The 25082-nt window shown below is 68.4% G+C and carries 18 protein-coding genes; 13 read left to right on the top strand and 5 right to left on the bottom strand.

Annotation, left to right across the window (positions count from 1 at the left end):
* Positions 1–71 precede the first annotated feature (71 nt).
* Positions 72–839, top strand: a complete 768-nt coding sequence (locus tag H6717_33815) for a rhomboid family intramembrane serine protease (protein MCB9582061.1) — start codon at positions 72–74, stop codon at positions 837–839.
* Between the two features lie 58 nt (positions 840–897).
* Here the strand turns inward: H6717_33815 and H6717_33820 are convergent, their stop codons facing one another.
* Positions 898–1380, bottom strand: coding sequence for a hypothetical protein (locus H6717_33820; protein ID MCB9582062.1), 483 nt, complete (start codon positions 1378–1380; stop codon positions 898–900).
* Between the two features lie 316 nt (positions 1381–1696).
* On the opposite strand from H6717_33820, the gene H6717_33825 reads away from it, so the two are divergent.
* The gene (locus H6717_33825; protein ID MCB9582063.1) at positions 1697–2872 is read left to right on the top strand and encodes a hypothetical protein; all 1176 of its coding nucleotides are present in this window, start codon (positions 1697–1699) and stop codon (positions 2870–2872) included.
* On the opposite strand, the gene H6717_33830 is transcribed toward H6717_33825, so the two are convergent.
* Entirely contained in the window at positions 2835–3620 is a 786-nt protein-coding gene (locus tag H6717_33830) for a PEGA domain-containing protein (protein ID MCB9582064.1), read from the bottom strand. The two genes, H6717_33825 and H6717_33830, sit on opposite strands and share 38 nt — an antisense overlap.
* Positions 3621–3708: 88 nt before the next feature.
* Between H6717_33830 and H6717_33835 the strand changes: the two genes are divergently transcribed.
* Positions 3709–5025, top strand: a complete 1317-nt coding sequence (locus tag H6717_33835) for a sigma 54-interacting transcriptional regulator (GenBank protein ID MCB9582065.1) — start codon at positions 3709–3711, stop codon at positions 5023–5025.
* Positions 5022–5969, top strand: a complete 948-nt coding sequence (locus H6717_33840; GenBank protein MCB9582066.1) for a hypothetical protein — start codon at positions 5022–5024, stop codon at positions 5967–5969. Before H6717_33835 ends, H6717_33840 begins: the two co-directional genes overlap by 4 nt.
* Before the next feature lie 3 nt (positions 5970–5972).
* Here H6717_33840 and H6717_33845 read toward each other — a convergent pair whose 3' ends face one another.
* On the bottom strand, positions 5973–7475 hold the full coding sequence (locus H6717_33845; GenBank protein MCB9582067.1) for a serine/threonine protein kinase: 1503 nt from the start codon (positions 7473–7475) through the stop codon (positions 5973–5975).
* 216 nt (positions 7476–7691) lie between these two features.
* Here H6717_33845 and H6717_33850 point away from each other — a divergent pair, with 216 nt between their 5' ends.
* The 4 genes from H6717_33850 (at position 7692) to H6717_33865 (ending at position 15258) form a co-directional block, all read left to right on the top strand.
* Entirely contained in the window at positions 7692–11372 is a 3681-nt protein-coding gene (locus H6717_33850) for an N-acetylmuramoyl-L-alanine amidase (protein ID MCB9582068.1), read from the top strand.
* Entirely contained in the window at positions 11369–13087 is a 1719-nt protein-coding gene (locus H6717_33855) for a hypothetical protein (protein ID MCB9582069.1), read from the top strand. Before H6717_33850 ends, H6717_33855 begins: the two co-directional genes overlap by 4 nt.
* A gap of 15 nt (positions 13088–13102) precedes the next feature.
* Positions 13103–13633, top strand: a complete 531-nt coding sequence (locus H6717_33860) for a hypothetical protein (protein ID MCB9582070.1) — start codon at positions 13103–13105, stop codon at positions 13631–13633.
* 494 nt (positions 13634–14127) lie between these two features.
* Positions 14128–15258 carry an aromatic ring-hydroxylating dioxygenase subunit alpha gene (locus H6717_33865; protein ID MCB9582071.1) on the top strand — a complete coding sequence of 377 codons (1131 nt, stop codon included), beginning with the start codon at positions 14128–14130 and terminating at the stop codon, positions 15256–15258.
* Positions 15259–15280: 22 nt separating this feature from the next.
* Here the strand turns inward: H6717_33865 and H6717_33870 are convergent, their stop codons facing one another.
* Positions 15281–16795: a ferritin-like domain-containing protein gene (locus H6717_33870; GenBank protein MCB9582072.1), complete on the bottom strand. Its 1515-nt coding sequence runs from the start codon at positions 16793–16795 to the stop codon at positions 15281–15283.
* A gap of 227 nt (positions 16796–17022) precedes the next feature.
* On the opposite strand from H6717_33870, the gene H6717_33875 reads away from it, so the two are divergent.
* A complete protein-coding gene (locus H6717_33875; protein ID MCB9582073.1) occupies positions 17023–17568 on the top strand; it encodes a hypothetical protein in 546 nt (181 codons plus the stop codon).
* Positions 17565–19106: an SUMF1/EgtB/PvdO family nonheme iron enzyme gene (locus H6717_33880; protein MCB9582074.1), complete on the top strand. Its 1542-nt coding sequence runs from the start codon at positions 17565–17567 to the stop codon at positions 19104–19106. Before H6717_33875 ends, H6717_33880 begins: the two co-directional genes overlap by 4 nt.
* Here H6717_33880 and H6717_33885 read toward each other — a convergent pair.
* On the bottom strand, positions 19081–20334 hold the full coding sequence (locus tag H6717_33885; GenBank protein MCB9582075.1) for a hypothetical protein: 1254 nt from the start codon (positions 20332–20334) through the stop codon (positions 19081–19083). The genes H6717_33880 and H6717_33885 overlap by 26 nt on opposite strands.
* A gap of 107 nt (positions 20335–20441) precedes the next feature.
* Between H6717_33885 and H6717_33890 the strand changes: the two genes are divergently transcribed.
* The 3 genes from H6717_33890 to H6717_33900 all read left to right on the top strand — a co-directional run bounded on the left by H6717_33890 (position 20442) and on the right by H6717_33900 (position 25033).
* On the top strand, positions 20442–21980 hold the full coding sequence (locus H6717_33890) for an O-antigen ligase family protein (GenBank protein ID MCB9582076.1): 1539 nt from the start codon (positions 20442–20444) through the stop codon (positions 21978–21980).
* A 90-nt stretch (positions 21981–22070) separates the two neighbouring features.
* Positions 22071–23756: a hypothetical protein gene (locus H6717_33895; protein MCB9582077.1), complete on the top strand. Its 1686-nt coding sequence runs from the start codon at positions 22071–22073 to the stop codon at positions 23754–23756.
* A 35-nt stretch (positions 23757–23791) separates the two neighbouring features.
* On the top strand, positions 23792–25033 hold the full coding sequence (locus H6717_33900; protein MCB9582078.1) for a polysaccharide deacetylase family protein: 1242 nt from the start codon (positions 23792–23794) through the stop codon (positions 25031–25033).
* The last annotated feature ends 49 nt before the right edge of the window (positions 25034–25082 follow it).

Consider the following 25082-nt stretch of genomic DNA (forward strand, 5'->3'; position numbering starts at 1 on the left):
CCGGCGGTTCTACCACGCGGGCCTCGCAGAGTATCGCGGAGGGCGCCCGGCGTGCTTACCGTAGGGGGACCGTGATCCCCATCCGCGACGAGAACCCCACGCGAACGACACCGTTCGTGAACTACGCGCTGCTCGCCGCCAACGTCGTGGCGTTCTTGCTCGAATGGGGGTTGATGCAGGGGGGCGCCGCCTGGTTGATCCCGGGCTATGGCCTGGTTCCCACCCGCTTCGCCGCGGACCCCGGGGGCGAAGCCTTCACCATCTTCACCAGCATGTTCATGCACGGCGGTTGGGAGCACCTCGCCGGCAACATGTTGTTCCTCTACATCTTCGGCGACAACGTCGAAGACGCCCTGGGCCACGCGCGCTACTTCGGCTTCTATCTGTTGACGGGCACCGCCGCCGCCGTCGCGCAGGTGTACATCGATCCCACCAGCATGGTCCCGATGGTCGGCGCGTCCGGTGCCATCGCCGGAGTCCTCGGCGCGTATCTCGTGCTCTATCCCCGAGCGCCCGTCGTGGTCGTGAACCCCATCTTCCCGCTGTGGTTCATCCTGGGCGCGTTCCTGGTGTTCCCGGCGTGGTTGGTGGTCGGCGAGTGGTTCTTGTGGAACCTGGTGCGCGGCGTGGGTTCTTTGGGTCTCGGGGTCGGCGGCGGCGTGGCGTTCTTCGCGCACCTCGGCGGCTTCCTCGCCGGCCTGGTGATGATCCGACCGCTCATGATCGGACGCGAGCGCCACAGCGTGCGACGCTGGCAGGGCTGGCGACCGCCGCCGGGCAGGTCCTACTCCCGGGGCGATGGCCCCCGCCAAGATCCCTGGATCCCACCGCCTCCGTAGCGTTTGATTGTCGTTCCGCCGCGGAAACGCCAAGGGCGGACGCCGCGCCGAGCCAACATCAAAACGAGAACGAGTACTTCACGACGCTGAAGGCCGTCTTGAAGAAATCGGTGACGTTCTCCGGGGGGTTCGGCTCGTTGCAGCGCATGTACATGCTGCCCTGCATTTGATACGTGGCCCCGCCGATCATCTTGGGAAAGGTGACGGAGCGCTTGCGGGTGACGTCCACGTAACCGGAGTCCGTGGCCAGCGAGGTGGTGCCCACGTCCAGGTACTTGTCCACGCTCTGGGTGCCGGGCATCGAGTCGGAGTCCGCGCTGCCCGTCTCGCCGGCAATGTCGTTCAAGGTGTCGCCGGATCCCTCACACGGCTGCAGCGCCGCTTGCCAGGCCTGAGCCCGCGCCTCGGCCATGACCTCGAGCTTGACCTTCTGGTAGCTCACGGCCGCCCACATGCAGGCCATGATGATGGCCAACACGCCGGTGACGATCACGGCCTCCACCGCTGCGGCTCCTCGACGTGCGCGCCTCCGACGTGTCATGGGTGGGGCGTTTGCAGGATCTCGGCCAACGCCGCTCTACTCCCGACCGGGCAGAAAACCGTGATTTCGACGCTTCTCTTGGTGACGGAACGCGCGCGGGCGATGAGCGCCGTTTCGGCATCGAAACAGCTGCTTCGTGTGACGTGTCGCCGTACTCCAGTGTCAGAACACCCTGTCTGACACCCGGATGGCGCCGGTGTCCGTGTTTGTAGGTACGTGGCTGGCGAAGAGCGTCACCGCCGGCGGCGGCCGCCAGGCCAAAGATGCTATTCTGTGGGTTGGAACGCGTCGTGCACCACGAGCACGACTCACCACCATGAGGATGCGACTCGGGGACCCACGGCGAGCTCGCGCTGGTTTCAGCGTGCTCCTGCTGTGCGTGGTCAGCGCCTGCACCTTGGAGGTCGGCCAGGAGTCGGACGTGTCCCAGGTGGAGCAAGCGGCGACCCAGAAGACGCTGATCGCCGGCCGCAAGGTGCGGCTCTGGAGCAACCTGAAGCGCGACCGCGGCGCGGCCCACTACCGCGCCTGCGAAAACCAGCCCTTCAAGTTCACCCTCACCTTCCGCAACAAGGGCAGCGCCATCTGGCGCGACGTGAAGGGTCGCGGGGACGCGGTGGGCAGCGACGTCTTCGTGGAGACCGCCAACGGGAAGGTGGACGCGCTGACGGATCGCAAGCGCTTCAGCTTGCGAAACAACCTGAACGATTACGTGCGCGGCGACCGCAAGGCGCACGAATGCAGCACCAAGCGGGGCTGCCGCAACACGCGGGCGATCAAGGGCGGGATGAACGCCCGGGCTCCCAACAAGCCGGGCATCTACGCCACGCGCTGGCGCCTGCGGGACTACAGCAAGAAGTGGAACGGTGGGCAGGGCTTCGGCCCCAAGCCAACAGTGCGCATCCGCGTGGTGCACTGCGATCCCGCGCCGGAGAACTGTGGCTGCACCGTGGAGTGCTCCGATGGCACCAGCACCAAGCTGTGGTCCGCCATCGAGAGCGACGCCATGTGCAAGAGTGTGGCCGAGGGCTACTGCAAGCCGGCGGACTACGTGGGCCACCAGTTCGTGGAGTGCGGGCAGCCCATCACGCCGGGAGACGACTTCCCGGGCGGCTACGCCGGCTCCCCCGGCGACGAGGATCTGGAGGACCCGCCCAACAGCTGGTGGATCGACGAGGAGGATCCTTCGGGCAGCGGTGGCAGCGGCGGGTCCGGCGCAGGTGGCGGTGCCTGGTGGTGGGATGACGACGACGAGGATCCGGGGATCGGCATCGAGCTGCCGGACGATCCGGACTACCAGCCCGATGGCTTCGATGGCGTCGCGGAAGAGCCGCCGCGCGGCAGCGTGCTCGAGTCGGACTCCGGCTGCAGCGCGTCCCGCTCCCCGGCGGGTTCCGGGCTGTGGACCCTGGCAGCGCTGGGAGCGCTGGGGCTCGTGATTCGACGACGCTCCGTCAGAAGCTCACGTGGACGGCGGTCGAAACACCGCTAGCCGTCGGCGCGATGCCGACGCGGGCGCTGCCGCTCTGCTCCTTCTTCGAGTCCGAGCCGAAGTAGAAGTACGCGGCGCCGCCCAAGGCCACGGCCGCCACGGCCAAGGACACGTCGGCCCGGGTAAAGTCGGCCTGCACGTCGTCGACGTCGTCCTGAGCGCAGCTGCCCTTGCAGTCTTCGAGGTCGGAGCGACCGCTGAGGCCCGAGAGGCCGAAGTAGCCGAAGCTCAACAGGCCCACGGCACCGACTCCGGCCAGCACGTAGCTGATGGTCGGAGGACCGCTGGGCACTTCCCTTTTCGGTGGGGGGGCCGGGAAATCGGCTTCCACGCGCCGGTTCTTTTCTCCCGCCGCGAGGGTGATGCGTTTCTCCACGGCCTCGTGACCCGGCGCTTCGAAGCGGAACGTGTGCGCCCCGGGCTCGACCTCCCGGGGCTCCTCCGTGACGGCGTTCACGAAAGGCTTGCCGTCGAGCAGCACCCGCGCGCCCGGCACCGGCGCGACCAGCACGACGCTGGCCATGCTCGCCGTCACCTCCCGCAGCCAGGTCTCGCAGTCCGAACGCAAGAGTGCGGGGCAGTCCGCCTCGACGCACACCAAGAGGTCCGTCTTGGCGGCAGACAGCTCCCCTGCGTTCTTGTGGCGCTGAGCGGCCTCGTAGGACGAAAGGCATTGGGCCTTGTCTGCGGCCTCAGCGCTCGACGTGAGCGTGACCAGCGCGAGGAGCGTGGCGGTGTGGCGACCCATCCCCGACCGTTATTCTTCGTCCCGCGCGCGACGGCAAGCCGCACTGCTTTGGCTCCCGGACGGGGGGCGCGGTAGAGTCGCCCGGGGCATGGCCGACGTCACCGAAACCCGGCGGGGGCCCGAGCAAGTCGCGTCGTCGCGCGCCGTGGTCGGCGTGGTCGCGATCTTCAGCGAGGCGGGGCCCGGGGCGTTGCCTCGCCCCCTGGCCGTGAGCTCGCGCTTTCGCGTTGGCCGCGGCGAAGGCGTCGCGTTTCGTCTGGACGACTCGCAGGTGTCGCGGGAGCACGTGGAGCTGGCCCCCGCCCAGGGTGGGGTCGCGGTCACGGATCTGGGCAGCCGCAACGGGACCTTCATCGATGGCGCGAAGGTGGAAGCGCCCGGCACCTTTGCACCCGTCGGCGCTTGCATCCGCTGCGGCAAGAGCTTGCTGGCGGTGGTGAACGACGTCGCGCTGTTCCAGAAGAACCCGCCGAGCTTGACGCCGCCCCTGGTCGGCAGCGCGCGCATGGCGGAGGTGCGCCGGCTGGTCGCAACGGTGGCGCCGTTCTCCTACGCCGTGTTGATCCTGGGCGAGACGGGCACCGGCAAGGAGCGCGTGGCGGAAGCCTTGCACGCCGCCAGCGACCGCCCCGGCGCCTACGTGCCGGTGAACTCCAGTGCCATCCCCCACAACCTGATGGAGTCGGAGCTCTTCGGGCACGCTCGCGGCGCCTTCTCGGGATCGCATCAGGCACGAGCAGGGCTGTTCCGCGCCGCCGACCGCGGCACGCTGTTCTTGGACGAGATCGCCGATCTGCCACTGGAAGCGCAGGCCAAATTGCTGCGCACCCTGGAGACGGGTGAGGTCCGCGCAGTGGGTGAGGACCACACCAGCGTGGTGGACGTGCGCGTGGTGTCGGCCACCAACGCCAACCTCGACGATCTCAGCCGCGCGGGACGCTTCCGCGCGGATCTCCTGCACCGCATCTCCACCTGGCGCATCACGCTGCCGCCGCTTCGAGAGCGCCTCGAGGACGTGCCCCTGCTCTCAGCCCACTTCCTGCCGAGTGGGGCGCCGGGGTTTTCGGTGGAAGCCATGGAACGCATGGTCTTGTGGCGCTGGCCGGGCAACGTGCGGGAGCTGAAGAGCGCGGTGGTGACCGCCGCCGCCCGCGCGAGCGCCGAAGGCGTGGCTCAGATCCTGGTCGGCCATCTGCCGGAGGTGCTGTCCGCCGGCAACGCGCCGGCAGCGCCGCCCTCGGGCCCGGACGCTGACGGCATGTTCCGCGCACGGGTGGAGACCGCCCTCGCGCTGCGGGAGGGCAACGTGGCGCAAGTGGCTCGCGACCTCGGCTGCGGTCGACCGTGGCTGTACCAAGAGATCAAGCGGCTGGGCATCGACATCAACGCGTTCCGGAAGCGATGAAGCGCCGCGTGCTCGCCGTCGTCGCTCTGCTCGGCAGCGCCTGCAACGTGCTGTTCTCGCTGGACGGCTACGCTGGCGACCAAACCTTGGCCAGCTGTTCCAGCTGCAAGGCGGAGCGCTGTCAGTGCGCGCCCAAGGCGCCCGCCGATTTCGACTACGTGCGTCTGCACTTCCCGAGCTCCGCCGGGGACGGCTGCCCTTCGGGCACCACCGCCGCGCTGGCGCTGGGGCAGGGAGCCCGGGACACGGGCTGCGCCTGCAGCTGCAAGAGTCCGGCACCGGGCGGCGCCTGCGGCCTGGCCATCTTCGCCGGCAAGGGCTGCAGCGGAATGCCCAGCCAGATGCTCACGGGCGCGGCGTGCACCGCCATCAGCGTGACGGGAGAGGCCTCCGCGGCGACGCTGCTCGCCGCCGGCACGCCCTGCGAGGTGACGGCGGATCTCGTCGCGCCGGAGTTCGCCACGCCGATCCTCGCCTGCATCGACGCCACGCCGGGCAGCGACTGCGACTCCAAGAGCATCTGCACTGCGGCCCCCGATGCGCCCTTCGACGCCGCGGCCTGCGTGCTCGCCAAGACGGACGGAGACACGAGCTGTCCCGCGGCGTACGGGCACAAGTACAAGCTATCCACCGGGCTCGACGACCAGCGGAGCTGCGGCGCCAGCGGCTGCGGCTGCGATCCGCAGAAGTGCCCGAGCACGCTCATCTCGCTGTGCGACAGCGCGGACTGCTCGAGCTGCCCGAAGGCGAATCAGCCGATCAACGGTTGCGCGGACTTCGGTGGCTTGAGCCACGCGCTGGTGAACAGTGCCGGCACGACGCAGGGCGGATGCCAGCCCCAGGGCAGCGCGACCAGCATCGGCATCGTGAAGCCCACGGGAACCCGCGTCGTGTGCTGCCGGGATGCGCTCGCCTCTGCGAGCGCGGACGCGGGCACGGACTGATTCTCAGAAGCACTGAGGCTTCGGCACCTTCACGCGACCGTTGGGCGTATCCTTGTAGGTGAAGGGCGGGACACAGGGATTCGGTTTGGGAGCGGTGTGCCGTACCGTGGGTGGGGGTGCGGGCGGCGGCGACGCAGACGCAGACGCAGACGCAGACGCCGAGGGCGGCGCGGCGGGCGGCGCCGCAGACGGTGCCGCCGACGTGGACGCGACGAACGGCGCGACGAGCTCGACGCTGTGGGCCGGCTCCACTGCCGGCGTTGGAGTGGGGTCCGGCGAGTTTCCGCGGGCCACCAACAAAACCAAAATCACGGCACAGAACAGCACGGCGCCGAGCAAGGCTCCGCCCAGCGCGAGCCACACCCGGCGGGGTTCCTTCTCTTCTCTGCGCGGTGGGCCCAGGGCGGACATGTCGCCGGTGACGAGGGACACGACCTCCGGCGCGGAATGCTCCGTGGCAGCTGCGGTGGCGGCGTCCGGCGAGGACGCCAGCGGCGGTCGCTCGATGACGACGCTGTCGTCTCCGGCCTCGATGCGCTGCACGCGGCGAGCGCGCTCGGCGAGCAAGGGACCCGCCACCTGCTCCACCCATTCCGCGACCTCGCGCTGGGAGGCGGGCGGCACTGCGCGCTCGACGGCAATGGCGAAATCCCGCGCGCTCGCGAAGCGATCGTCGGCCTCGATGGACAGCGCCTTCATCACCGCCAGATCGAGCGCCGGAGGCAACCCGGGACGGATGGCACCCGGGGGCTCGCGGGCGCCCTCGTTGACCATCTTGAACACGTGGGCGTCACTCTTGCCGCGGAACAGCCGGCGCCCGGTGAACAGCTCCCAGGCGACCACGCCGGCGCCGTACACGTCGGTGCGGCGATCCACCGTCTCGCCCACCAGCTGCTCCGGCGCCATGTACTCGGGCTTGCCCTTGATCTGACCCGCGCGCGTCATCTGCAGGCGCTCCGCAGCGTAGGCGATGCCGAAGTCGAGCACTCGGGGCAAGCCGTCGGAGCCGACCATCACGTTGTGGGGCGACACGTCGCGGTGGACGATGTGCAGCGGCGCGCCGTTCTCCGCTTTGGCCTCGTGGGCAGCGTGCAGGCCGGTGAGCATGCCGACCAGCACCGCGCTGGCGATCCCCGGCGGAATTGCGTGACCCGCCGAGGTCTCCATTCGCAAGAGGCCCGAGAGCGACTCGCCCGCCACGTACTCGAGCACGATGAAGAGCTCCGTGGGCAGCGACACCACGTCGAGAATCGGCACCACGTTGGGATGACGAACCCGCGCCGCGAGACGCGCTTCGTCCAGGAACATGGACACGAAGTCCGCCTCAACGGCGAGGTGTGGGTGCAGCCGCTTGATGGCGACGATGCGAGAAAACCCGACGGGACCGACCAGCCGACCCAGATGCACGCGGGCCATGCCGCCGCTGGCGAGAGTTTCGAACAGCAGGTAGCGACCGATGCGCTCCGGATCCCTGCCCGCCGAAGGCAGTGTCGCCGAGCTGCTCACGCCCGCGCCTCCAAGATCACTGAGTCGAGGGTAGCGGGCGGCGTGCAGCGGCTCAAGCTCGCCAGGCAGGGTGTCGGCTGACATGTCTGACACCCGCGATCGCGATGACAGCAGAAATACAGGCTCTCGGCGCGTTCCGAGTGTCAGCCCCGGGGTGCGAAAACCTGCGCTTTGGTGGGCAGTTTCAATGGAACGGCATCTGCAATCGCACCGTGTATGCGACACGCGTCCTGGATCCTCCTGTGCCTGGTAGCGGTACTCGTGGGCTGCGCGGCTCCCAACCTGGGAGACGGCGAATACGAGGCCTGTGAGCTCGAGCCCCAGACTCTGTCCGAGCCGCTCTCCTCGGGAGAAGACGTGGCCTCCACACAGGAAGCGCTGTCGTCCTTCAGCTGCGGCATGAAGGCAGCGACGGGCTACACGTCGGGCAAGTCCTTCAAGATCAAGGTCGTCACGGTGGACGGCAAGCACGTCGAGTGGAAGACGGCGAACGCCTACCTACGTATGGCCAAGGCGGCGGCCAAGAGCGGCGTGCAGATCCGTATCGTGAGCGGCTTTCGCACCATGAGCGAACAGCAGTACTTGTACAACTGCTACAAGAGCTGCAGCTGCAACAGCTGCTCCTTGGCGGCCACTCCGGGATACAGCAACCACCAGAGCGGCCACGCCCTGGACTTGAACACCAGCGCGCCCGGCGTGCTCTCCTGGCTCACGAAGCACGGCGGAAGCTACGGCTTCAAGCGCACGGTGCCGGGAGAAGCCTGGCACTGGGAGTGGTGGGGCAAAGATCCCGGTCAGGGTCCCTGCAACGGCGGCACGCTGAAAGCCAAGCTCACCAAGCGCTGGAGCAACGCGCGGCGCTACCGCGGCAAGGCCGCCAACTACGTCGTGTGCGCGGGCAAGCCCATGAAGCTCGCCTTCACCTTCAAGAACACCGGCACCGCCATCTGGCACGACATCGACAAGCGCGGCTCGAAGGTGGGCAGCGACGTCTTCCTGGTCACGGCCAACGGCAAGAAGGACAAGCTCACCGGCAAGAAGCGCTTCAGCGTGCGCCTCAACAAGAACAAGCACGTCCACGGCGATCGCAAGGCCAAGAACTGCAGCAGCAAGAACGGCTGCCGCAAGACCACTTTCATCGAGGGCGGCGTCCACGCCAAGGCGCCCAAGAAGACCGGCGTGTACACGACGCGCTGGCGGCTCAGGGACTACAGCAAGGCCTGGGGCAAGAAGTCGAAGGGCTTCGGCCCAAAGGTGCAGCTGAAGTTCAAGGTGGTGTCCTGCAACCAGCCCAAGCAGGAGTGTGGCTGCCGCGTGTGGTGCAACGACGGCAAGAGCCACAAGCTGGCCGCCAGCATCGACAGCGCCGCCGCCTGCAAGAGCGTGGCGCAGACCTACTGCAAGCCGGCCAGCTATCTCTCGCACAGCTTCCAGGCCTGCGCCGTGGACGACAACCAAGCCGTCGGCGGTGGGCCGCAGAACGGCAGCGAGTCGGACCCCGCAGCGGATCCCGGCAGCGATCCGACGACGGACCCGAGCGCCGATCCGACGACGGACCCGAGCGCCGATCCGACGACGGACCCGAGCGCTGATCCGACGGATCCGGATCCCAACGCCGAGCCGCCCGAGGACGACGAGACGGATCCCGGCGCGCTGCCGGCGCCCGAGGACGAGGACACGGGACTCGGCATCGACGAGCCGGACGACCCGGACTTCGTGGACGACGGCTTCCCGGGCTACGACGAGAACGCCGAACCGCGGGACGGCGCGAGCTGCAGCGTGTCGACACCGGGCAGCCCGACGAGCGGCGCGTTCCTGCTGCTCGCCGCACTGGGCGCCGTGCTCGTGGTGCGGCGCCGCCGGCGACGAGCATTCCACGGAGGACTCCTTGCGCTCGTGGCCCTCGTCGTCGTGGGCTGCGGCGCCGACGCCAGCGCGCCCGCGCCGCGCGCCAGCCTGAGCGGTGACTCACCCCTGGTGGCGACCTTCCAAGACGCCGAAGCCGAGAGCGGGGTGCCCGCCGAAATGCTCGCCACGCTCTCGTGGCTACAGGCGCGCCTCAGCATGAACCTCTCCACGGAAAGCCACGAAGGTCCCCAGGAGGTCGGCTTGATGGCGATCGCCGGGGACAAGCTAAACCAGAGCGCCGAAGAAGCGCGCCTCGAGCCCAGCGTGGTGGCCGTGGACGCCCGCGCCAACGTGCGCGCTGCCGCGGCGTGGCTCGCCGCCGAGGCGCGCCGCGAGGGCCTGTCCCCGACTACGGACTCCGAGTGGGCCCCGGTGCTCCGCGCCTGGGGCGGCGACGACGTGGCGAGCGCGACGTTGCGACTGCTGGCGACGGGTTGGGACGGCAGCGACGACGATGGCTACGGCGTTTCCGTGACGGGCAGCGGCGCACCGGAAGCCGAAGCCAGTGGTACCGCGGCGAGCCAACAAGAGCTCGGATATCCCGGCGGCAAGTGGAGCCCGGCCTACTCCGGGAACTACACCCACGCCTCACGCGGCAAGAGCGACATCCGTTACGTGGTGATCCACACCACGCAGGGTTCTTACGCGGGCACCATCAACTGGTTCAAGAACCCCGCAGCCAAGGTCAGCTCGCACTACGTGGTGCGTTCCCACGATGGCGCCATCACGCACATGGTGGACGACAAGAACATCGCCTGGCACGACGCGTGTTTCAACAGCTACTCCATCGGCATCGAGCACGAGGGCTTCGTGGAGTCGCCGAAGAAGTGGTACACGGAGGCGATGTACCGGTCGTCCGCCCGCCTCACGGCGTGGCTGTGCGACAAGTACGGCATCCCCAAGGATCGCACGCACATCTTGGGCCACGGCGACGCGCCGGACTGCAGCGATCACACCGACCCGGGCTCCGGCTGGAACTGGAGCGAGTACATGAAGCTCGTGAAGACGGGCGGAAAGGTGAAGACGCTCAAGGCCAAGGCCGTGAAAAAGTGGAGCAACGCGCGCCGCTACCGTGGCAAGAAAGCCGACTACGTCGCCTGCGCCGGAGACGACCTCAAGCTCTCCTTCACCTTCAAGAACGTGGGCAGCGCCATCTGGCACGACATCAAGGGTCGCGGAAAGAACGTGGGTAGCGACGTCTTCTTGGTGACCAGCAACGGCAAGAAGGACAAGCTCACCGGTCGCGTCCGCTACAGCTTGCGGAACAACAAGAACCAACACGTTCACGGCGACCGCAAGGCCAAGAACTGCAGCACCCAGAACGGCTGCCGCAAGACCACCTTCGTGAAGGGCGGCATGAAGGCCAAGGCCCCCAAGAAGCCGGGTATCTACCACTCGCGCTGGCGCCTGCGAGACTACAGCAAAGCCTGGGGAAAGAAGTCCCACGGCTTCGGCCCCAAGGTGGATCTCAGCCTGCGCGTCGTCTCCTGCAACCAACCGAAACAGGAGTGCGGTTGCCGCGTGTGGTGCAGCGACGGCAAGAGCCACAAGCTGGCCGCCAGCATCGACAGCTCCGCGGCGTGCAAGTCGATCGCCAAGACCTACTGCGCGCCCTCGAAGTACCTTTCCCACAGCTACCAGGCGTGCGCCGTGGATCCGACTCAACCGGCACCTCCGAGCGAGACCCAGTCGGACTCCGGTGTGGACCCGGACCCCGGCGTGGACCCCGAGGCGGAAGGCGACGAAGACGATCCGAACGGCTTCGTGATCGACGACACCGAAGACGACCCCGACGTGCTGCCCGTGGAGGACGACGCGGACTTCACCGACGACGGCTTCGACGGCGACGCCGATCGGACACCGGACCTCGGCTCGGCCGACGGCGGCTGCGCGATCTCCACTCCGCCCGCACCGGCTTCACCCTTGCCCATCGCCGCGTTCTTGGCGCTGGGTGCTCTCGTCGAGATCCGCCGCAGGGCTCGGCGATGAAACGCCTCCTGGCTCTGGGCCTCCTCACCGTCGCGGCCTGCTCCGCGGAAATGGGAGACGAAGATCTCGGCTTCCGTCAGGAGCCCTTGAGCGTGCCGAACAAGGCCTTCTGCAGCGTGTCGGTGGAGGGCCACGGCAAGAAGGAGATGGAGACGGACTACATCCCGCATGTCATCACCTGCGAGAACGGCGGCGCCAATCTGGAGGCCCTCAAAGCACAAGCCATCGCCGCCCGCTCCGTCGCCTACTACTCCCTGATGACCAAGGGCAGCATCTGCGACAGCCAAGGCTGCCAGGTGTACGGCTGCGGCGCAGCACCCTCGGAGAACGCCAAGCGGGCCGCCAAGGAGACCGCCGGCATGATCCTCTCCTACGGCGGCATGCTCACCTACGCGTTCTATGTGGCGGGCGACTCGGGCGCGTCGCCTCCGAGCTGCAAGGACTACGGCGGCGCCACCAGCCCGTACGTCACCTACAACTGGGGCAAGAGCGGCAAAGCGGTGGAGCAGAGCTCCCTTGGCTATCAAGGGCCGCCGGGCTTTGGTCAGAACCGCGGCTGCATGAGCCAGTGGGGCGCGCGCTGCCTCGAGAATCACAAGGGCTTCAAGGCCGCGGACATCCTGCGCTTCTACTACGGGCAGGACATCAAGGTGATTCAGACGGCCGGCGCCTGCGTGCCGGAAGAAAAGACCCTGAAGGCGAAGCTCACCAAGAAGTGGAGCAACGCCAAGCGCTACCACGGCAAGTCGGCCGACTACGTGGTGTGCGCCGGCGATCCCTTCCGCATGACCTTCTCCTTCAAGAACACCGGCAGCGCTACCTGGCGCGAGGTGAAGCACCGCGGCAGCGCCATGGGCTCCGACGTGTTCCTGGTCACCGCCAACGGCAAGGCCGACAAGCTCACCGGCAAGAAGCGTTGGTCCCTGCGCAAGAACGCCAACGCCGTGGTGCGTGGCGATCACAAGGCCAAGAGCTGCATCACCAAGAACGGCTGTCGCAAGACGCGCTTCGTCAAGGGCGGCCTCCACGCCACGGCTCCCAAGAAGCCCGGCGTCTACCGCTCCCGCTGGCGGCTACGAGACTACAGCAAGCACTGGGGAAAGAAGTCTCACGGCTTTGGTCCCAAGGTGGATCTGAAGATCAAGGTCGTGAGCTGCGAGCAGCCCAAGCAGGAGTGCGGCTGCCGGGTGTGGTGCAGCGACGGCAAGAGCCACAAGCTGGCCGCCAGCATCGACAGCGCCGCCGCGTGCAAGAGCGTGGCCAGCACGTACTGCAAGCCGGACCAGGCCATCGCCCACGAGTTCACGAAGTGCGCAGCGCCGGATCCCGGCACGACGCCGGAGCCCGGCACGACGCCCGATCCCGGCACGACGCCCGATCCCGGCACGACGCCGGATCCCGGCACGACGCCGGATCCCGGCGCGACGCCGGATCCCGGCACGACGCCCGATCCCGGCGCGACGCCCGATCCCGGCGCGACGCCGGAACCGGAGGACGAACAGATCGACAACGGCATCGAGGTCGACGGCGACGACGGCAGCACCACCGAGGACGACGCCGACTTCTCCGACGACGGCTTCAACGGTGACGAAGAAACCCCCTGGCAGAGCGCCAGCGAAGGCTGTGGCATCTCGACTCAGCCGAACCCAAGCCCCTTCGCGGCGCTCGCGCTCTTGTTCGCGTTCGGTCTTTTGTACCGACGGCGTGTAAACTGATCGATGGAGGCGAAGATGCGTTGGTTGTTTGTGGCTCTGGTCCTCACCACCGGTTGTGGCAGCAACTCCGGCGATGGTCCGCCGGTGAGCGGTAGCGGCGGCAGCGCCGGCAGCTCTTCACTGAACGACGCCGCCTACGAGGAGTACCCGCCGGAGCCCGGCGTGTGCCGCGCGCTGTGCTGCACCAACGCCGACTGCGCCACCGGTGAGGCGTGCACGCCCTTCGACACCAACGCCGGCACCCTCGGCGTGTGCTCACCGGGCTGGGCCGGCGACGGCGGCACGGATCCCGACGCCGGCGCCTCCTCCGGCGACGGCGGCGCCTTCCCCGAGAGCTGCTGGACGCTCAACAATCCCGAATGCAACCCGCTTTCGAACGAGCCCTGCGACGTGGGCGGTGCTTGCGACGTGGGCGGCCAGGGCGATCCACAAACCGAGCCCGTGGTCAGCTGCTACTACGACGACAACACGCAAGGCCCCGGCGAGACCTGCGACAACGTGGACGGCCCCTTTTGCGTGCCCGGGTACCACTGCGTTCCCAACTGATCCCAGATTTTGGGCTCTCCTCACACATTCGTGGGTGCATGAATGCGACGATGGAGCGCGCGCAGGGACGTGCCCCTCGACTGGGTCATGGTCTTTCTGGTCCGCCGCGGCAAAGGGCCGAAGCGTCCCCCCTGCGCGGAACTACGGACGACATTCGCCAGTGAGCGCATCGAGAGCTTGCAGCCCATCGGATTCGTGACGTTCGTGGTTCTGGCTCGACATGAGTCCCCCTTGGGTTCCCATCGACATACCACGCGAAATTCTGGCTCTTTCAGTGGCTCGCTGGTGCGCGTTCAGAGCGATGGATGCTTCAGAAATCGAAACCGGTCAAAGAAGCACCGGGCCCAATTGCGGAGCTCGACAGCGCCTCTCTTCGCCTCTTTCCCGATGGCCGAAACGCGGGGACTGGCGCACCAAGGCCAACGATCCCTCAGCCACGAATGTGTGAGGAGAGCCAGATTTTGTTGGTCCGGCGCGGATGCTACCCTGCGCCCATGAAACGTGAGCTCGAGCTCGAGCTGATCCGGCGAGCCCTCGACAACATCTCGAACAAGACCAGCGACAGCGCGGGGGAGCCCTTCGGCGTGCCCGTGGAACGCTATCTGTCGGAGACGGTGCTCGCCGCCGAACGGCGGCTCTTGCGTCAACGCCCGGTGGTGGTCGCCTTTGCTTCGCAGGTGGCCGAGCCCGGCAGCGTGGTGGTGCACGACCACGCGGGCGTGCCCGTCCTCGTGACGCGAACCAAAGACGGCGAGCTGCACGCGTTCTTCAATGCTTGCCGCCATCGCGGCACCAAGATCGCGCTGGAAGGCTGCAGCGCGGCGGACAAGCTCGTGTGCCCGTATCACGGCTGGAGCTACGATCTTTCCGGACGCCTGCGCGGCGTGCCTCACCGCGGCGAGTTCTCCGGCGTGGATCTGGCTGCCAAGAACCTGGTTGAGCTTCCGGTGTGGACCCACGCGGGGCTCGTGCTCACGCGCATGACCGCCGGCCCCAGCGAAGACCTGGCCCTCGGCGCCCTACCGCAAGATCTCGAGAGCTTCGGCTTCGGCGATCACGTGCTGTTCGGAGCCAGCGTGCGAGAGCGGCCGCTGAACTGGAAGCTGATGCTCGACGGTTCCTGGGAGACGTATCACTTCCGCACGACCCACGACAAAACCATCGCGCCGTTCTTCTTCGACAACACCGGCGTGTTCGACTGGGACGCCCCCAACCTGCGCATGGTGCTGCCCAAGCGCAGCATCTTGGAGCTGCGCGACGCGGGCACCCGGAGCTGGCACATCCGGCCCCACGCCAACCTGATCTACAGCTTGTTCCCCAACACCATCGTGTTGGTGCAGCCGGATCACGCCATGGTGCTCACGCTGTGGCCCACCGCCGTGGATCGCACCGTCATCGCGGCGGGCATGTTGGTTCCGGAAGCGCCGAGCTCCGACAAGGCCGTCGAGCACTGGCACAAGAACGAGCAGATCTTCTGGGACGCCATCGAAGAAGACCTGGACATGGGCGCCCGCATCCAGGCCACGCTGGCCAGCGGCGCGAACCCCGAGCTCTTGTGCGGCCGCTCCGAGCACTTGATTGGCAAGTACCGGGCGGAGCTGGACCGCGCGCTGTTCGTGGCGTGACGGGGATCGCGCCGTACCGGCATCAAGCGGAAAGAGCCACCGCGGGACGTTCCAAGAGCGCGGCGGCGCACGGGGCGACCACTCGCGTGATGGCGTCGCGGCGAAGCTCCGCGCGCTCGCGCTCGTCGAGCAAGCCGAGCTCGGCGCGGCGGGCGGCATTCGGGTGGCGCGCGGGAAGCGGCGCGGCGGTCACCTCGCGCTGAGCGAGCGCGAGCTCGCGGCGGGCAACGTCGCGAAGCTCCGGTCGCTCTCCCACGAGCCAGGTGACGAAGCGCCACGCCAGGGCCGCGTGCCGAGTCTCGTCTCGAGCGATGGACGCGAGGGCCGAGCGTACGGCGGGATCGAGCGTCTGACTCGCGGCGTGCTCCGCCTCCACGGCGGCGAGGGTCTCGCCGATGCAACCTTCGCGGATCACGTCGGCGAGCACCTGACGCGCATCGAGGGGCGGCAGCGCGCCACCGAGATCGAGCGCCGTGGGACCGAGGGGGCTCTCGGCGTAGCTGCTGGCGAAGGAGAACGCGAGAGCGGCGTGCGCCGTCTCGTCCAGCTGGGCGGCGTTCGACTCCTGCAGCAACGACAGCGGCGCGCCGAGCCCCAAGAGCTGGAGCGCGAAGCGCGCGAAGGCCGCCACGCTGGCGTGCTCCATCAAGCCGACGCGGGTCCAGTGCTCGGCAAGCTCGAGCCGCTCGGCGCGGGTGAGCCCATCCAGGCTCGGCCCGGGGTGACCCGTGTAGTCGCTCCGGGTTGCCACCTGCGCGAGACGCGCCACGCCCTCGACCAAGAACGGTCGACCCAGACCGGCACAGCCGTTCGTCACGCACACCAGGTTGCCGGCAGAGCCGGTGGTGCAATAGGTACCCGGATCGCAGTCGTCGCTGCTACCGCACTCGTCCGCCGGGGACTGGCAGTGAAGATTGGGCGACGTGCATTCACCGACCGGCGAGACGCAGTCGTACCCCGTGCCGCAATCCGCGGAGGTGTCACAGTCCGCCGGCACGCAGGTGCCAACGGGATCTCCGCACAGGCAGTGCATGCCCGCGCCACACTCGGCATCCGTGGTGCAGCCATAAGCGCAGTTGCAGGAGGACGGCGCGCCGCCGCCACCCGCGTTGTACGTGCAGTAGCCATGAGCTTGCCCGGTGCAGTCCGTGTCCTCGGTGCAGTTCATTTGAGTCGCGGTGCAGGGGTTCACTCGCGGCATGGCCTCGGGGCACGTCTTTGCCTCCCGCCGTGCGACCGTTCCGTTGCCGCAGGTCACCACGCCGGTGTCCTGCCCGTTCACCACGATCGGCTGCGGGTCCTTGCAGGGGAAGGCATAGGCGGCACCACCCGCGCCGCCGGCACCACCCGTGACCCCACCGCCGGTGCCGCCCGTCACGCCGCCGTCCGTGCCCCCGCCACCGGTGCCGGCGCCACCGGTGCCCGCGCCCCCCGTGCCCGACCCGCTCTCACTGCTTCCACCGCAAGCCGGAGCCAACAGCCCCAACGCCGCGAACAACCACGTCGCATACCGGTCCACCGATCGGAATTGCCTCATCCCACGCTCTCCTCTTTGGCCCAAACTGGCACGCTCACGAAACGCCCGGAGCCCAACAGCAACAACGATACCAGAGTGGTAGGAAGCCAGGGATGACGCGGGGCGTAGGACGCGACGTGCGGAATGCTTTCTCATTGGTTCCTGCGCTTGCGTGCGTCGGATGTTGGGCGGGCGGCGGGCAGCTCAAGCCGGGCACGGCGCCCTCGGGAGTTCCGAGTCCCACTTTGATGACGCGGGCCGTGGACTGCCGCGGCAACGTGGGTGATCAAGCCGCGGGCAAGACCGTCGCGGCGCAGACCGACTACGGCGCACAGATGTTGAGCGTCGTGGATGGTGGCGTGCTGAGCTTCGGGCCCGCGTTGCCACCGTTCTCGTCGTCGGTGTGCGGGTCGCTCTTCGATGCCGACGCCCAAGACTCCGATGACTGGTCGGCGCCACGACCTCCCATTGCCATCGCGCGGTTGCTCGAGCGCTACGATGCCAAGTCCGTGTTGGTGCCCGCGGTGACCAGTGAGTGGCGCTGCGTCTCCGCCGGCGAGCTTTCCACCAGCTGCACTGAAGCGAGCGTCACGGTGGTCGCGTACCTGTTCACCACAGACGGCGTGATCTGGAAGTCCCGCGCGCACCGCGGTATCGGCAACGAGACTCCGGATCTGGCCGGTGGCGTGGAAAAGCTGTTCGAGGACGCGCCGCCCTTGGCCGCCGCTCCCCTGCAAGACGAGCAGGCTCCGACCTACGAGCGGGCGCTCGAGGAAGCGGGCGTAGCGCCGTGAAGCGCGCGCTCTTCTTGCTCCTTCTCGCGGGTTGCTCGCCGGGCAGCGCCTCCGCACCACTGGTCGCCGCGCCCACGATGGAAGACACGGGACAGGCGACGTGCAAGGTGAAGAAGAGCCAACTCCGACCCCTGGTGGTGGAGTGGCCGTCCACGGATCGCGCGGCCCTGGAAGCGCGCCTTCGCGAGGGTCTGGTGGTGGTGCGCTACCTCGGCTGCGAGATGCAAGTGCTGCCGCGCTGCAAAGCCGAAAAGGGCGCCTACCGTTTCGTGGGCGTGACCAAGAAGACGGACCATGTCGCGATCCTGAACGAGGACGAGCTGTGGGCGAACATGCCCATCGGCGCCGCGGGACTAGAGGCCACGCTGGCGCGAGCGGGTCAGCTGGACGTGTCCATGACCATCGTCGGACAGTACGAGTCGGACCTCACGCAGCTCACGGTGGACGACCTGAACGGAAGCTGCGACGGCGCGACGCACGTGCTCGCGTCGCTCACGGTGGGCGCCTTCGAGCTTTCCAGCGTCGGGCGCGCAAAGGTCGGCGGTGGCGTGCGGGTCGCGGGTGTGGGCACGGCGGGCGAATCCAAGTCGAAGCGCGAGACGATCACTGCGGACGGCAGCCTGGACGCGTGCAACACGGCGACCCAAGACGCAGCGGCTCCGCCGACGGGCTGCGGCGCGTTGGTGCGCATCGAAGCCCTGCCCCTCGGCGAGCGTACCGAGCGAAAGCCCCTGTGCCCGGCGGATTCGCATTGGGACGGCCAAGAGTGCGTGCGCGAGAACGTGGTGACCCACGTCACGTGCCCGCCAGGTTCGCGCCTCGAGTCCACCGGCTGCGTGGCGGAGCAAGCCGGCACCTGCCCGGACGGCATGGTGTTCCTGCCCGCGGGCTCTTTCACGCTGGCCTCGGCGTCCGGAGCTCCCGCCGCGCTCGCCGAGGTGGGCGAGCTATGCATGGATCGCACCGAGGTCACCGCGCACAGCTATCTGACGTGCGTGAAGGCCGGTGCCTGCAAGCGAGCGCGGAGCTGCGAGGTGCCGGAGCTCACGGATCCGCGCACCAACTTGCCCGTGCAAGTACCCACCACCGCGGACAATCCGAAGCTCGTTGACAACCCCATGAACTGCATGAGCTGGCAGGCCGCGAAGGACTATTGCGCCTTCGTCCACAAGCGCTTGCCGACGGAAGCGGAGTGGGTTTGGGCCGCCCGGGGTGGCTCCCTCGCTCGGCGCTTCCCCTGGGGCGACGATCCCCCCACGGATCACGCCTGCTGGCAGCGCGCGCGCAAGGGTCCCTGCGCGGCGGGCGGCACCAGCGGAGATCGCACGGTCCAGGGTGTGCTCGACATGGGTGGCAACCTGCGCGAGTGGACCTCGAGCTTCTGGCGCGGCTTCCCCATCAGTCGCGGAGGCAGCTTCTACGACAAGGACCCCGCCGCCCTGGAGGTCACCGCCAAGCCGCCCCTCGTACGCAGCTTGGTGCCCGCCGCCCAGCTCGGCTTCCGCTGCGCCGTCACTGCCCCTGCTCGAGAAAACTGATGGTGGCGTCGATGTCGGCGCTGCGCTCCTGAGCGCGCTTCACCGCGCTGCCAAGCACCCGCGCGTCCGCGCGCTCGCCGAACTCCCGGTACAGCTTTTGCGCCTTTCGCAGCACCGGGATCGCGCGCTTGCCGGGCGCGCCCTTGGCCTCGAATTCCTCCACCAGCACCGCCTCGTTGTAATAGGCCTCGGGCCGTGCGGGATCGATCTGCCGCGCCCTGGCGAGCTCCGCGCGCGCCTCCGTCAAGCGCGCGCGGTCCTTTACGGTCGCCTGGGCCCGAAGCGCGAGCGCCAGCCCGAGATGAGCGTCGTAGTCCCCGGGGCTGAGCTTCACGGCCGCGCGATACGCCTGCTCGGCGCGCGCGAATCCCCGAATCGCGAAGCTGGTGGCGGCGTAGTTCATGTGCGCCTCGAAGAAACGCGGGTCGAGCTTCCGCGCTGCATCGAAGCTCCTGGCCGCCGCGCCGTAGTCGCCCTGCGCCATGGCGACCAGGCCCGCGGTGTTGTGCAGCGGCGCGTAGCGGTCGTTCTTCTTCATCGCCTGGCTCACGACCAGCGCGGCGAGGTCCATTTGCTGCCGTCGCGCCGCTGGCCGCTCTTCCGCCGACAGCACCAAGCCGCGCGCGGGCGCGGGCTGCGCCTGATGCAGGTAGTAGAGCGCGAGCTGATTGGCCGCGGGAACGTAGGTGTCGTCGATGGCTAGAGCGCGCTGCAGATTGCTCATCGCCTCTCGAGCATCCCCGGACGCCCCCCGCTTCATCTGCAAAGCGGCGAGGGCCACGAGAGCGCGCAGGTTCCGGTACTCACCCTTTCGGATCACGCGCTCCAGATCCGCGATGGTGGCGTCCAGGCTCGCGCCAGCAGCATGGCGATAGAGCACGAGCTCCGCCTGCGCGCGGTTCGACGACGACCTCCGAAACGCCTTCTCCGCGGCGGCATCCTGACTGCAGCGCTGGCGACTGACGCCGACGTTGAACCAGGCGCTGTCTTGGGCGCGGCCTTGGGTGCTGAGAGCGATGTGGGTGAAGTCCCCAGCGAGCCGTTCACACGCCTCGGCCGTCCAGTCGTTGTCGCGATCCCGTGCCGCCAGCTCCTTCAGCGCGTCGTCGAAGTGCCGCACCGCCTCGACGTGCCCGAGCGGCGGGGGCCGATCCGGCGGTGAATTCGCGATCGTGGTTCCGCAAGCGGAAAGACCCAGGCACACGAGTGCCCAGCGCGTCGATGCCATCGTACCCTCCCGTGGTGCCGAGTGCGTCTCTTCGACCCAGGACCTCGTGGGGGCTTGGGTCCGCGATCGCGCTCGCGTCGCTGGCCTGGGATCCGAAGGCTCTCGCGGTGGAGCCGAAGTCCGTGCTGCTGCTCGCGATCGCGATCGTGCTCGCCGCCCTGGCAGCAACGCGCAAGCTCCGCATCGCGCTGCCGCTGCCGTTGGGTCTGATGTTCGCGTTCGCGGTGTGGACCTTCGTCCGTGGCGGACTCTCCAGCGCCGGAGCGCTGCTCGCCGCCGTCGTCATCGCGAGCGTCGCCGCGGGGCTGCCCCGCGCTCAGCGTCTCGAGCTGGCGCGCGACACGTCCATCGCCATTGGCACCGGCGCAGCCGTCATCGCCTCGGTGCAGTGGCTCCGCGGCGCTCGCGGCATGGAGTTCCACGGCGGCCTGGGGAATCCGAACTGGCTCGGCCTGCTGCTTGCCATCACTCTGGTGCTCACGATCTTCGCCACCGCTTCGCGCCGCTGGCTCGCCGCCGCCGTCGCGGTGCAGCTCTTCGCTTGGGCCGTGGCTCAATCCCGCGCCGGTTGGATCGCCCTCGTCGCCGGCCTCGGCATCGCGTGGGTCGCTCGCCGCCGGCGCGTCGGCATCCCCCTCGTGGCCATGCTCGCGCTCGCCAGCGTCGTCGCCGCCCGCCTTCACGTGACGCATCACGGCGGCGTGCTGGGCGCCCTCGCCGGTCGCTTCTGGATCTGGAAGAGCAGCCTTGCCGCGGCGGTTCACGCGCTGCCCTTCGGAACCGGAGTGGATCGCTTCTCCGACGCCTACCTCGTCGAGCAAGGTCGTTTGCTTTTGGGTTGGGATGCCGCGGAAGCATCGCGGACGTTCGTCCATGCCACCACGGCGCACAACGAGTGGCTGCACGCCTTTGCCACGCTGGGCGCCGTGGGCGTCGTGCTGCTCGCAGCCTTGGTCGCGCTCGGCATCGACGCCACCCGGCGCCGCTTCCCCGCCGGCGCGGGCGCGCTCGGCGCCCTCGCCGTGGGCGCCAGTGCCGACGTCCCTCTGCACGTGCCGGCCATCCTCGTGGTCACCGCGCTGCTCCTTTCGACGGCCCGCCGCGCGCCCCTCGGCGGCGATCGTCTCGTCGCGATCGCGCTCGTCGCCCTGTGCGTCGCGCCCCTCGAGGCGTCGGTCCGCCACTGGCGCACGACGCGTCTCATGACGGACGCGCGGGACGCCCTGCCCGCGGCGCGCTCGGCGCTGCTCCACGCGGCGGCCACACTTTCGCCCGGCTCGGCCGAAGCCCAGTTCGCCTGGGGTACGGATCAGGTCGACCGCGGCGATCTCGAGGCAGGGCTCACGTCGCTTCAGCGCTCCCGCGCGCTCTCGGCTGCGGTCAGCACGGACGTCGCGATCGGCAATGCCCTCGTCGCGCTACGCCGGCCCGGCGAGGCCCGCGCGGCCTACGCGCGCGCCCTGGGCAAGAACCCGGGCTCCTTTCGCGCCCACGCGAACCTGGCCGTCGCGCTGGCCGAGCTCGGCGATTTCCCGGCCGCCCAGCGCGAGCTCGCCCTGGCGCAGAAGCTGTACCCGGGTCACGACAAGCTCCCGCACATCGAGGAAACGGTGCGGCGGCTGCGACTGGAAAAGATGACGCACTGAGAGGTTCCGCGCTGCACCAACAAGCAAACGGAAACGGCAAGACCCCTCCGTTTGGCAAAAGCGATGCGCCCATCTAACCTAGACGTAACCTTGTCCCGTCTCTTGCCGGCGGCCGTGCTCGGCGCGGCCCTGTCACTCGCGTGCGAACCGAAGCCTGCAACGGAGGTGATCGTCGAGCTCCACGCCGAGCCTACGCTGCTGTCCAAGGCAACGGACCTGCGGGTGCAAGTCCAGACCGACGACGGCAAGCTCGTGCTCGACCGCGTGACGGCGGTGGATGCGACCCAGCCCAAGCTGGCGCGGGTGCCGCTGATCCCCAAGGACGAGGACGCCACGCGGCGCTTTCGTCTGACGGCCACGCTGCGAGACTCGACGCAAGCAGCGCTTTCGGACGTGGAGGTGCGCGGCGGCTACGTGGAAGGCGAGCTGCGCGAGCTCGAGGTGTGGCTGTACGACGCATGCGAAGGGAAACAGTGCGGACCCGGGCGCACCTGCTTCCAAGGCACGTGCCTCGGCTCCTGCTTCGACGTGGAAACCAAAGGTCCGGCCAAGCCCACCTGCGGCGAATGCCAGACCTGCGGCGATAGCTGCCAAAACGCCGACGGCATCTCCTGCGGCTGTCCGGGGGAAGTGTGCGGAGCCGGCACCTGCGCGCCGAATCAACGCTTCGACCACGTCTCCGCCGGCGAGGTGCACACCTGCGCTTCCGTGGAAGACGGCACCACCTATTGCTGGGGTGCCAACGCCGGCGTGGGTCTCCTGGGACAGGGCGCGAACGCACCGGATTCCGCCAGCCCCATCGCGGTGCCGGGCGTGAGCTCCCGACGCGGCATCGCGACGGGTGTACGCTACACGTGCACCATCACCTTCGGCGCGCGGAAGTGCTGGGGCGAAAACTGGGAGGGGCAGTTCGGCACCGACGTGGGGGGCATCGTGCCGGATCCGGTCTCCTTCGACGATCCCTTCGACATCGAGAGCATCGTGAACGGATACCGCCACACCTGTGGCCTCACCATCAGCAACGAGCTCTACTGCTGGGGCTACAACGAGTTCGGCAACTTGGGCCTCGGCAACGTGCAGAAGTCGATCAAGACACCGATGCTGGTGCCGGGCTCCTACGTGCAGGTAGCGGCCAATGGAGACCACACCTGTGGCGTGGCGCCCGGCGGGGATCTGTACTGCTGGGGTCGGAACTCCACCACGGAGCTGGGAGCGCCCCTCGGCGATCCGGTGCCGTCGCCCATAGAGCCGGGGTGTGAGTCCGGCAACGCTCCCGGCGTGTGCTTTCACGACTACCGCACGGTGGGCGCCGGCTACTATCACACCTGCGCGATCCGAGAGTCCGGCGAGATGGTCTGCTTCGGCGGCAACAAGAACGGCCAGCTCGGCATCGGAACACCGAACCAGGCCGCGGAAGAAAGCGACCCCCAAGCGGTGGTCAGCTCCGAGAAGTGGTCGGACGTGAGCGGCGGCCAGTCGTTCACCTGTGCGCTGAACGACGCCGGCGCACTGTTCTGTTGGGGCAGAAACGAAGACCGCGAGCTGGGGATCCCGGACGTGGACTTCCTGCCGGTACCCACCCGCGTGCCGGTGGATGCGCCGGCGGGCTTCCGTTCGGTGAGCGCTGGAGCGCGACACGCCTGCGCCATTCGGGAAGATCGCACCCTGTGGTGCTGGGGCAAGAACAGCGAGGGACAGATCGGCGTGGGCGCCAAGACGCCCTTGCCCGTCGATCACCCCACACGCATCTGCCCGCCATCCGCGCAGGCTCTGTAATGGATCGGCGGTGCTCGAGGGCGTAAGCCCAATCCATGGGTCGCCTGAGCCTGCTCGCAGCCGCACTGCTCCTTTCTGCCTGTTCCTCTTCCAACGGCGATGACGCCGCAGCATCCGCCGGCGGCGCTGCGGGAGGCGGTGGCAGCGCCGGGAGCGGTGGCAGCGCGGGTGCGCCCGGCGGTGGCAGCGCGGGGATCGGTGGCAGCGCGGGGGTGAGCACCGGGGGTACCGCAGGTTCCACCGGCGGAGCCGCAGGCAGCGGCGGCTGGGCCGGCGGCACGCCGGGCAGCGTGATCCAGGACGACCCGACGGCGGCACGGACGTGGCCGGCGAGCCACGGCGAAGCGCTGATCTCGCTGTGGTCCGACGACGCCATCGGCACCCTGAGCATCACCATCGACGACAACACGCAGCCGGACCACGCCTGGTGGCAGGCGCAAGGCAAGGCCTATGGCCTCCGCTTCACGTGGTTCGTGATCACGGACAAAGTGGTCGGCAACTACGGCGGGACCTGGCCGGGCTTCGCGGCGTTGGTGGCGGACGGTCACGACGTGCAGTCGCACACCGTTTCTCATCTCAGCGGCAGCTACACCATCGACGAGGAGTACAAGCTCTCGCAGCAAGCCATCGAAAAGAACCTGCCGAACGTCCGCGCGCTGACCCTCGCCTACCCCGGCGGCACGCATCCCATCCAGAACGATCCAAAACTGGCCGCGAGCTACTACATCGGTGCGCGCGGCACGACGGGGCAGAACAACAAGATCGGATCCACCAACTACATGATGGTCAACTCCATCAGTGGTCAGCTGAACCTCGCCACGGACCATTGGGCCGGACTGCCCAACGTGGTCATCAAGAATCCCGCCCAAGCCAAGTCTTTTCGCGCTTGGCACTGCATCCACTATCACCTGCTCACGGATGCGGCGAAGAGCGAGGCCATCACTGGGTTCAAGTGGATCGTCGCGCACCAGCCCGATCTGTGGGTCGGCTTGTTTCGCGAGGTGGTGCAGTATGGTCGCGAGCGGGAGAGCGCCACCCTCACGGTGCCCAGCGTCACCAGCGATCAGATCGTCGTGGACGTGACGGACACGCTCGACGACGGACTGTTCGACTTCCCCCTTACGGTGAAGGTCGGCCTGGATACGAGCTGGTCCTCCGCCACTGCGACGCAGAACGGAAAGCCCGTGACCGTGCAGATCGTACAGCACGCCGGCAAGCCCTTCGCATTGGTATCCGCCGTGCCGGATCGCGGACCGGTCATCCTCACGCGCAACTGAAGGAGATCCTGATGAAAGCACTCATTGCCGCCGCTGCCGTTCTTTCCTT

It is taken from the genome of Polyangiaceae bacterium (genome assembly GCA_020633235.1).
Lineage (GTDB): Bacteria > Myxococcota_A > Polyangia > Polyangiales > Polyangiaceae > JACKEA01.

Bases quoted from the DNA above. Each gene is read 5' to 3' on its own strand.
- H6717_33820 (MCB9582062.1), bottom strand. From the start codon at position 1,380: ATGACACGTCGGAGGCGCGCACGTCGAGGAGCCGCAGCGGTGGAGGCC.
- H6717_33825 (MCB9582063.1), top strand. From the start codon at position 1,697: ATGAGGATGCGACTCGGGGACCCACGGCGAGCTCGCGCTGGTTTCAGC.
- H6717_33830 (MCB9582064.1), bottom strand. From the start codon at position 3,620: ATGGGTCGCCACACCGCCACGCTCCTCGCGCTGGTCACGCTCACGTCG.
- H6717_33835 (MCB9582065.1), top strand. From the start codon at position 3,709: ATGGCCGACGTCACCGAAACCCGGCGGGGGCCCGAGCAAGTCGCGTCG.
- H6717_33840 (MCB9582066.1), top strand. From the start codon at position 5,022: ATGAAGCGCCGCGTGCTCGCCGTCGTCGCTCTGCTCGGCAGCGCCTGC.
- H6717_33850 (MCB9582068.1), top strand. From the start codon at position 7,692: ATGCGACACGCGTCCTGGATCCTCCTGTGCCTGGTAGCGGTACTCGTG.
- H6717_33855 (MCB9582069.1), top strand. From the start codon at position 11,369: ATGAAACGCCTCCTGGCTCTGGGCCTCCTCACCGTCGCGGCCTGCTCC.
- H6717_33860 (MCB9582070.1), top strand. From the start codon at position 13,103: ATGCGTTGGTTGTTTGTGGCTCTGGTCCTCACCACCGGTTGTGGCAGC.
- H6717_33865 (MCB9582071.1), top strand. From the start codon at position 14,128: ATGAAACGTGAGCTCGAGCTCGAGCTGATCCGGCGAGCCCTCGACAAC.
- H6717_33870 (MCB9582072.1), bottom strand. From the start codon at position 16,795: ATGAGGCAATTCCGATCGGTGGACCGGTATGCGACGTGGTTGTTCGCG.
- H6717_33875 (MCB9582073.1), top strand. From the start codon at position 17,023: ATGACGCGGGCCGTGGACTGCCGCGGCAACGTGGGTGATCAAGCCGCG.
- H6717_33885 (MCB9582075.1), bottom strand. From the start codon at position 20,334: ATGGCATCGACGCGCTGGGCACTCGTGTGCCTGGGTCTTTCCGCTTGC.
- H6717_33900 (MCB9582078.1), top strand. From the start codon at position 23,792: ATGGGTCGCCTGAGCCTGCTCGCAGCCGCACTGCTCCTTTCTGCCTGT.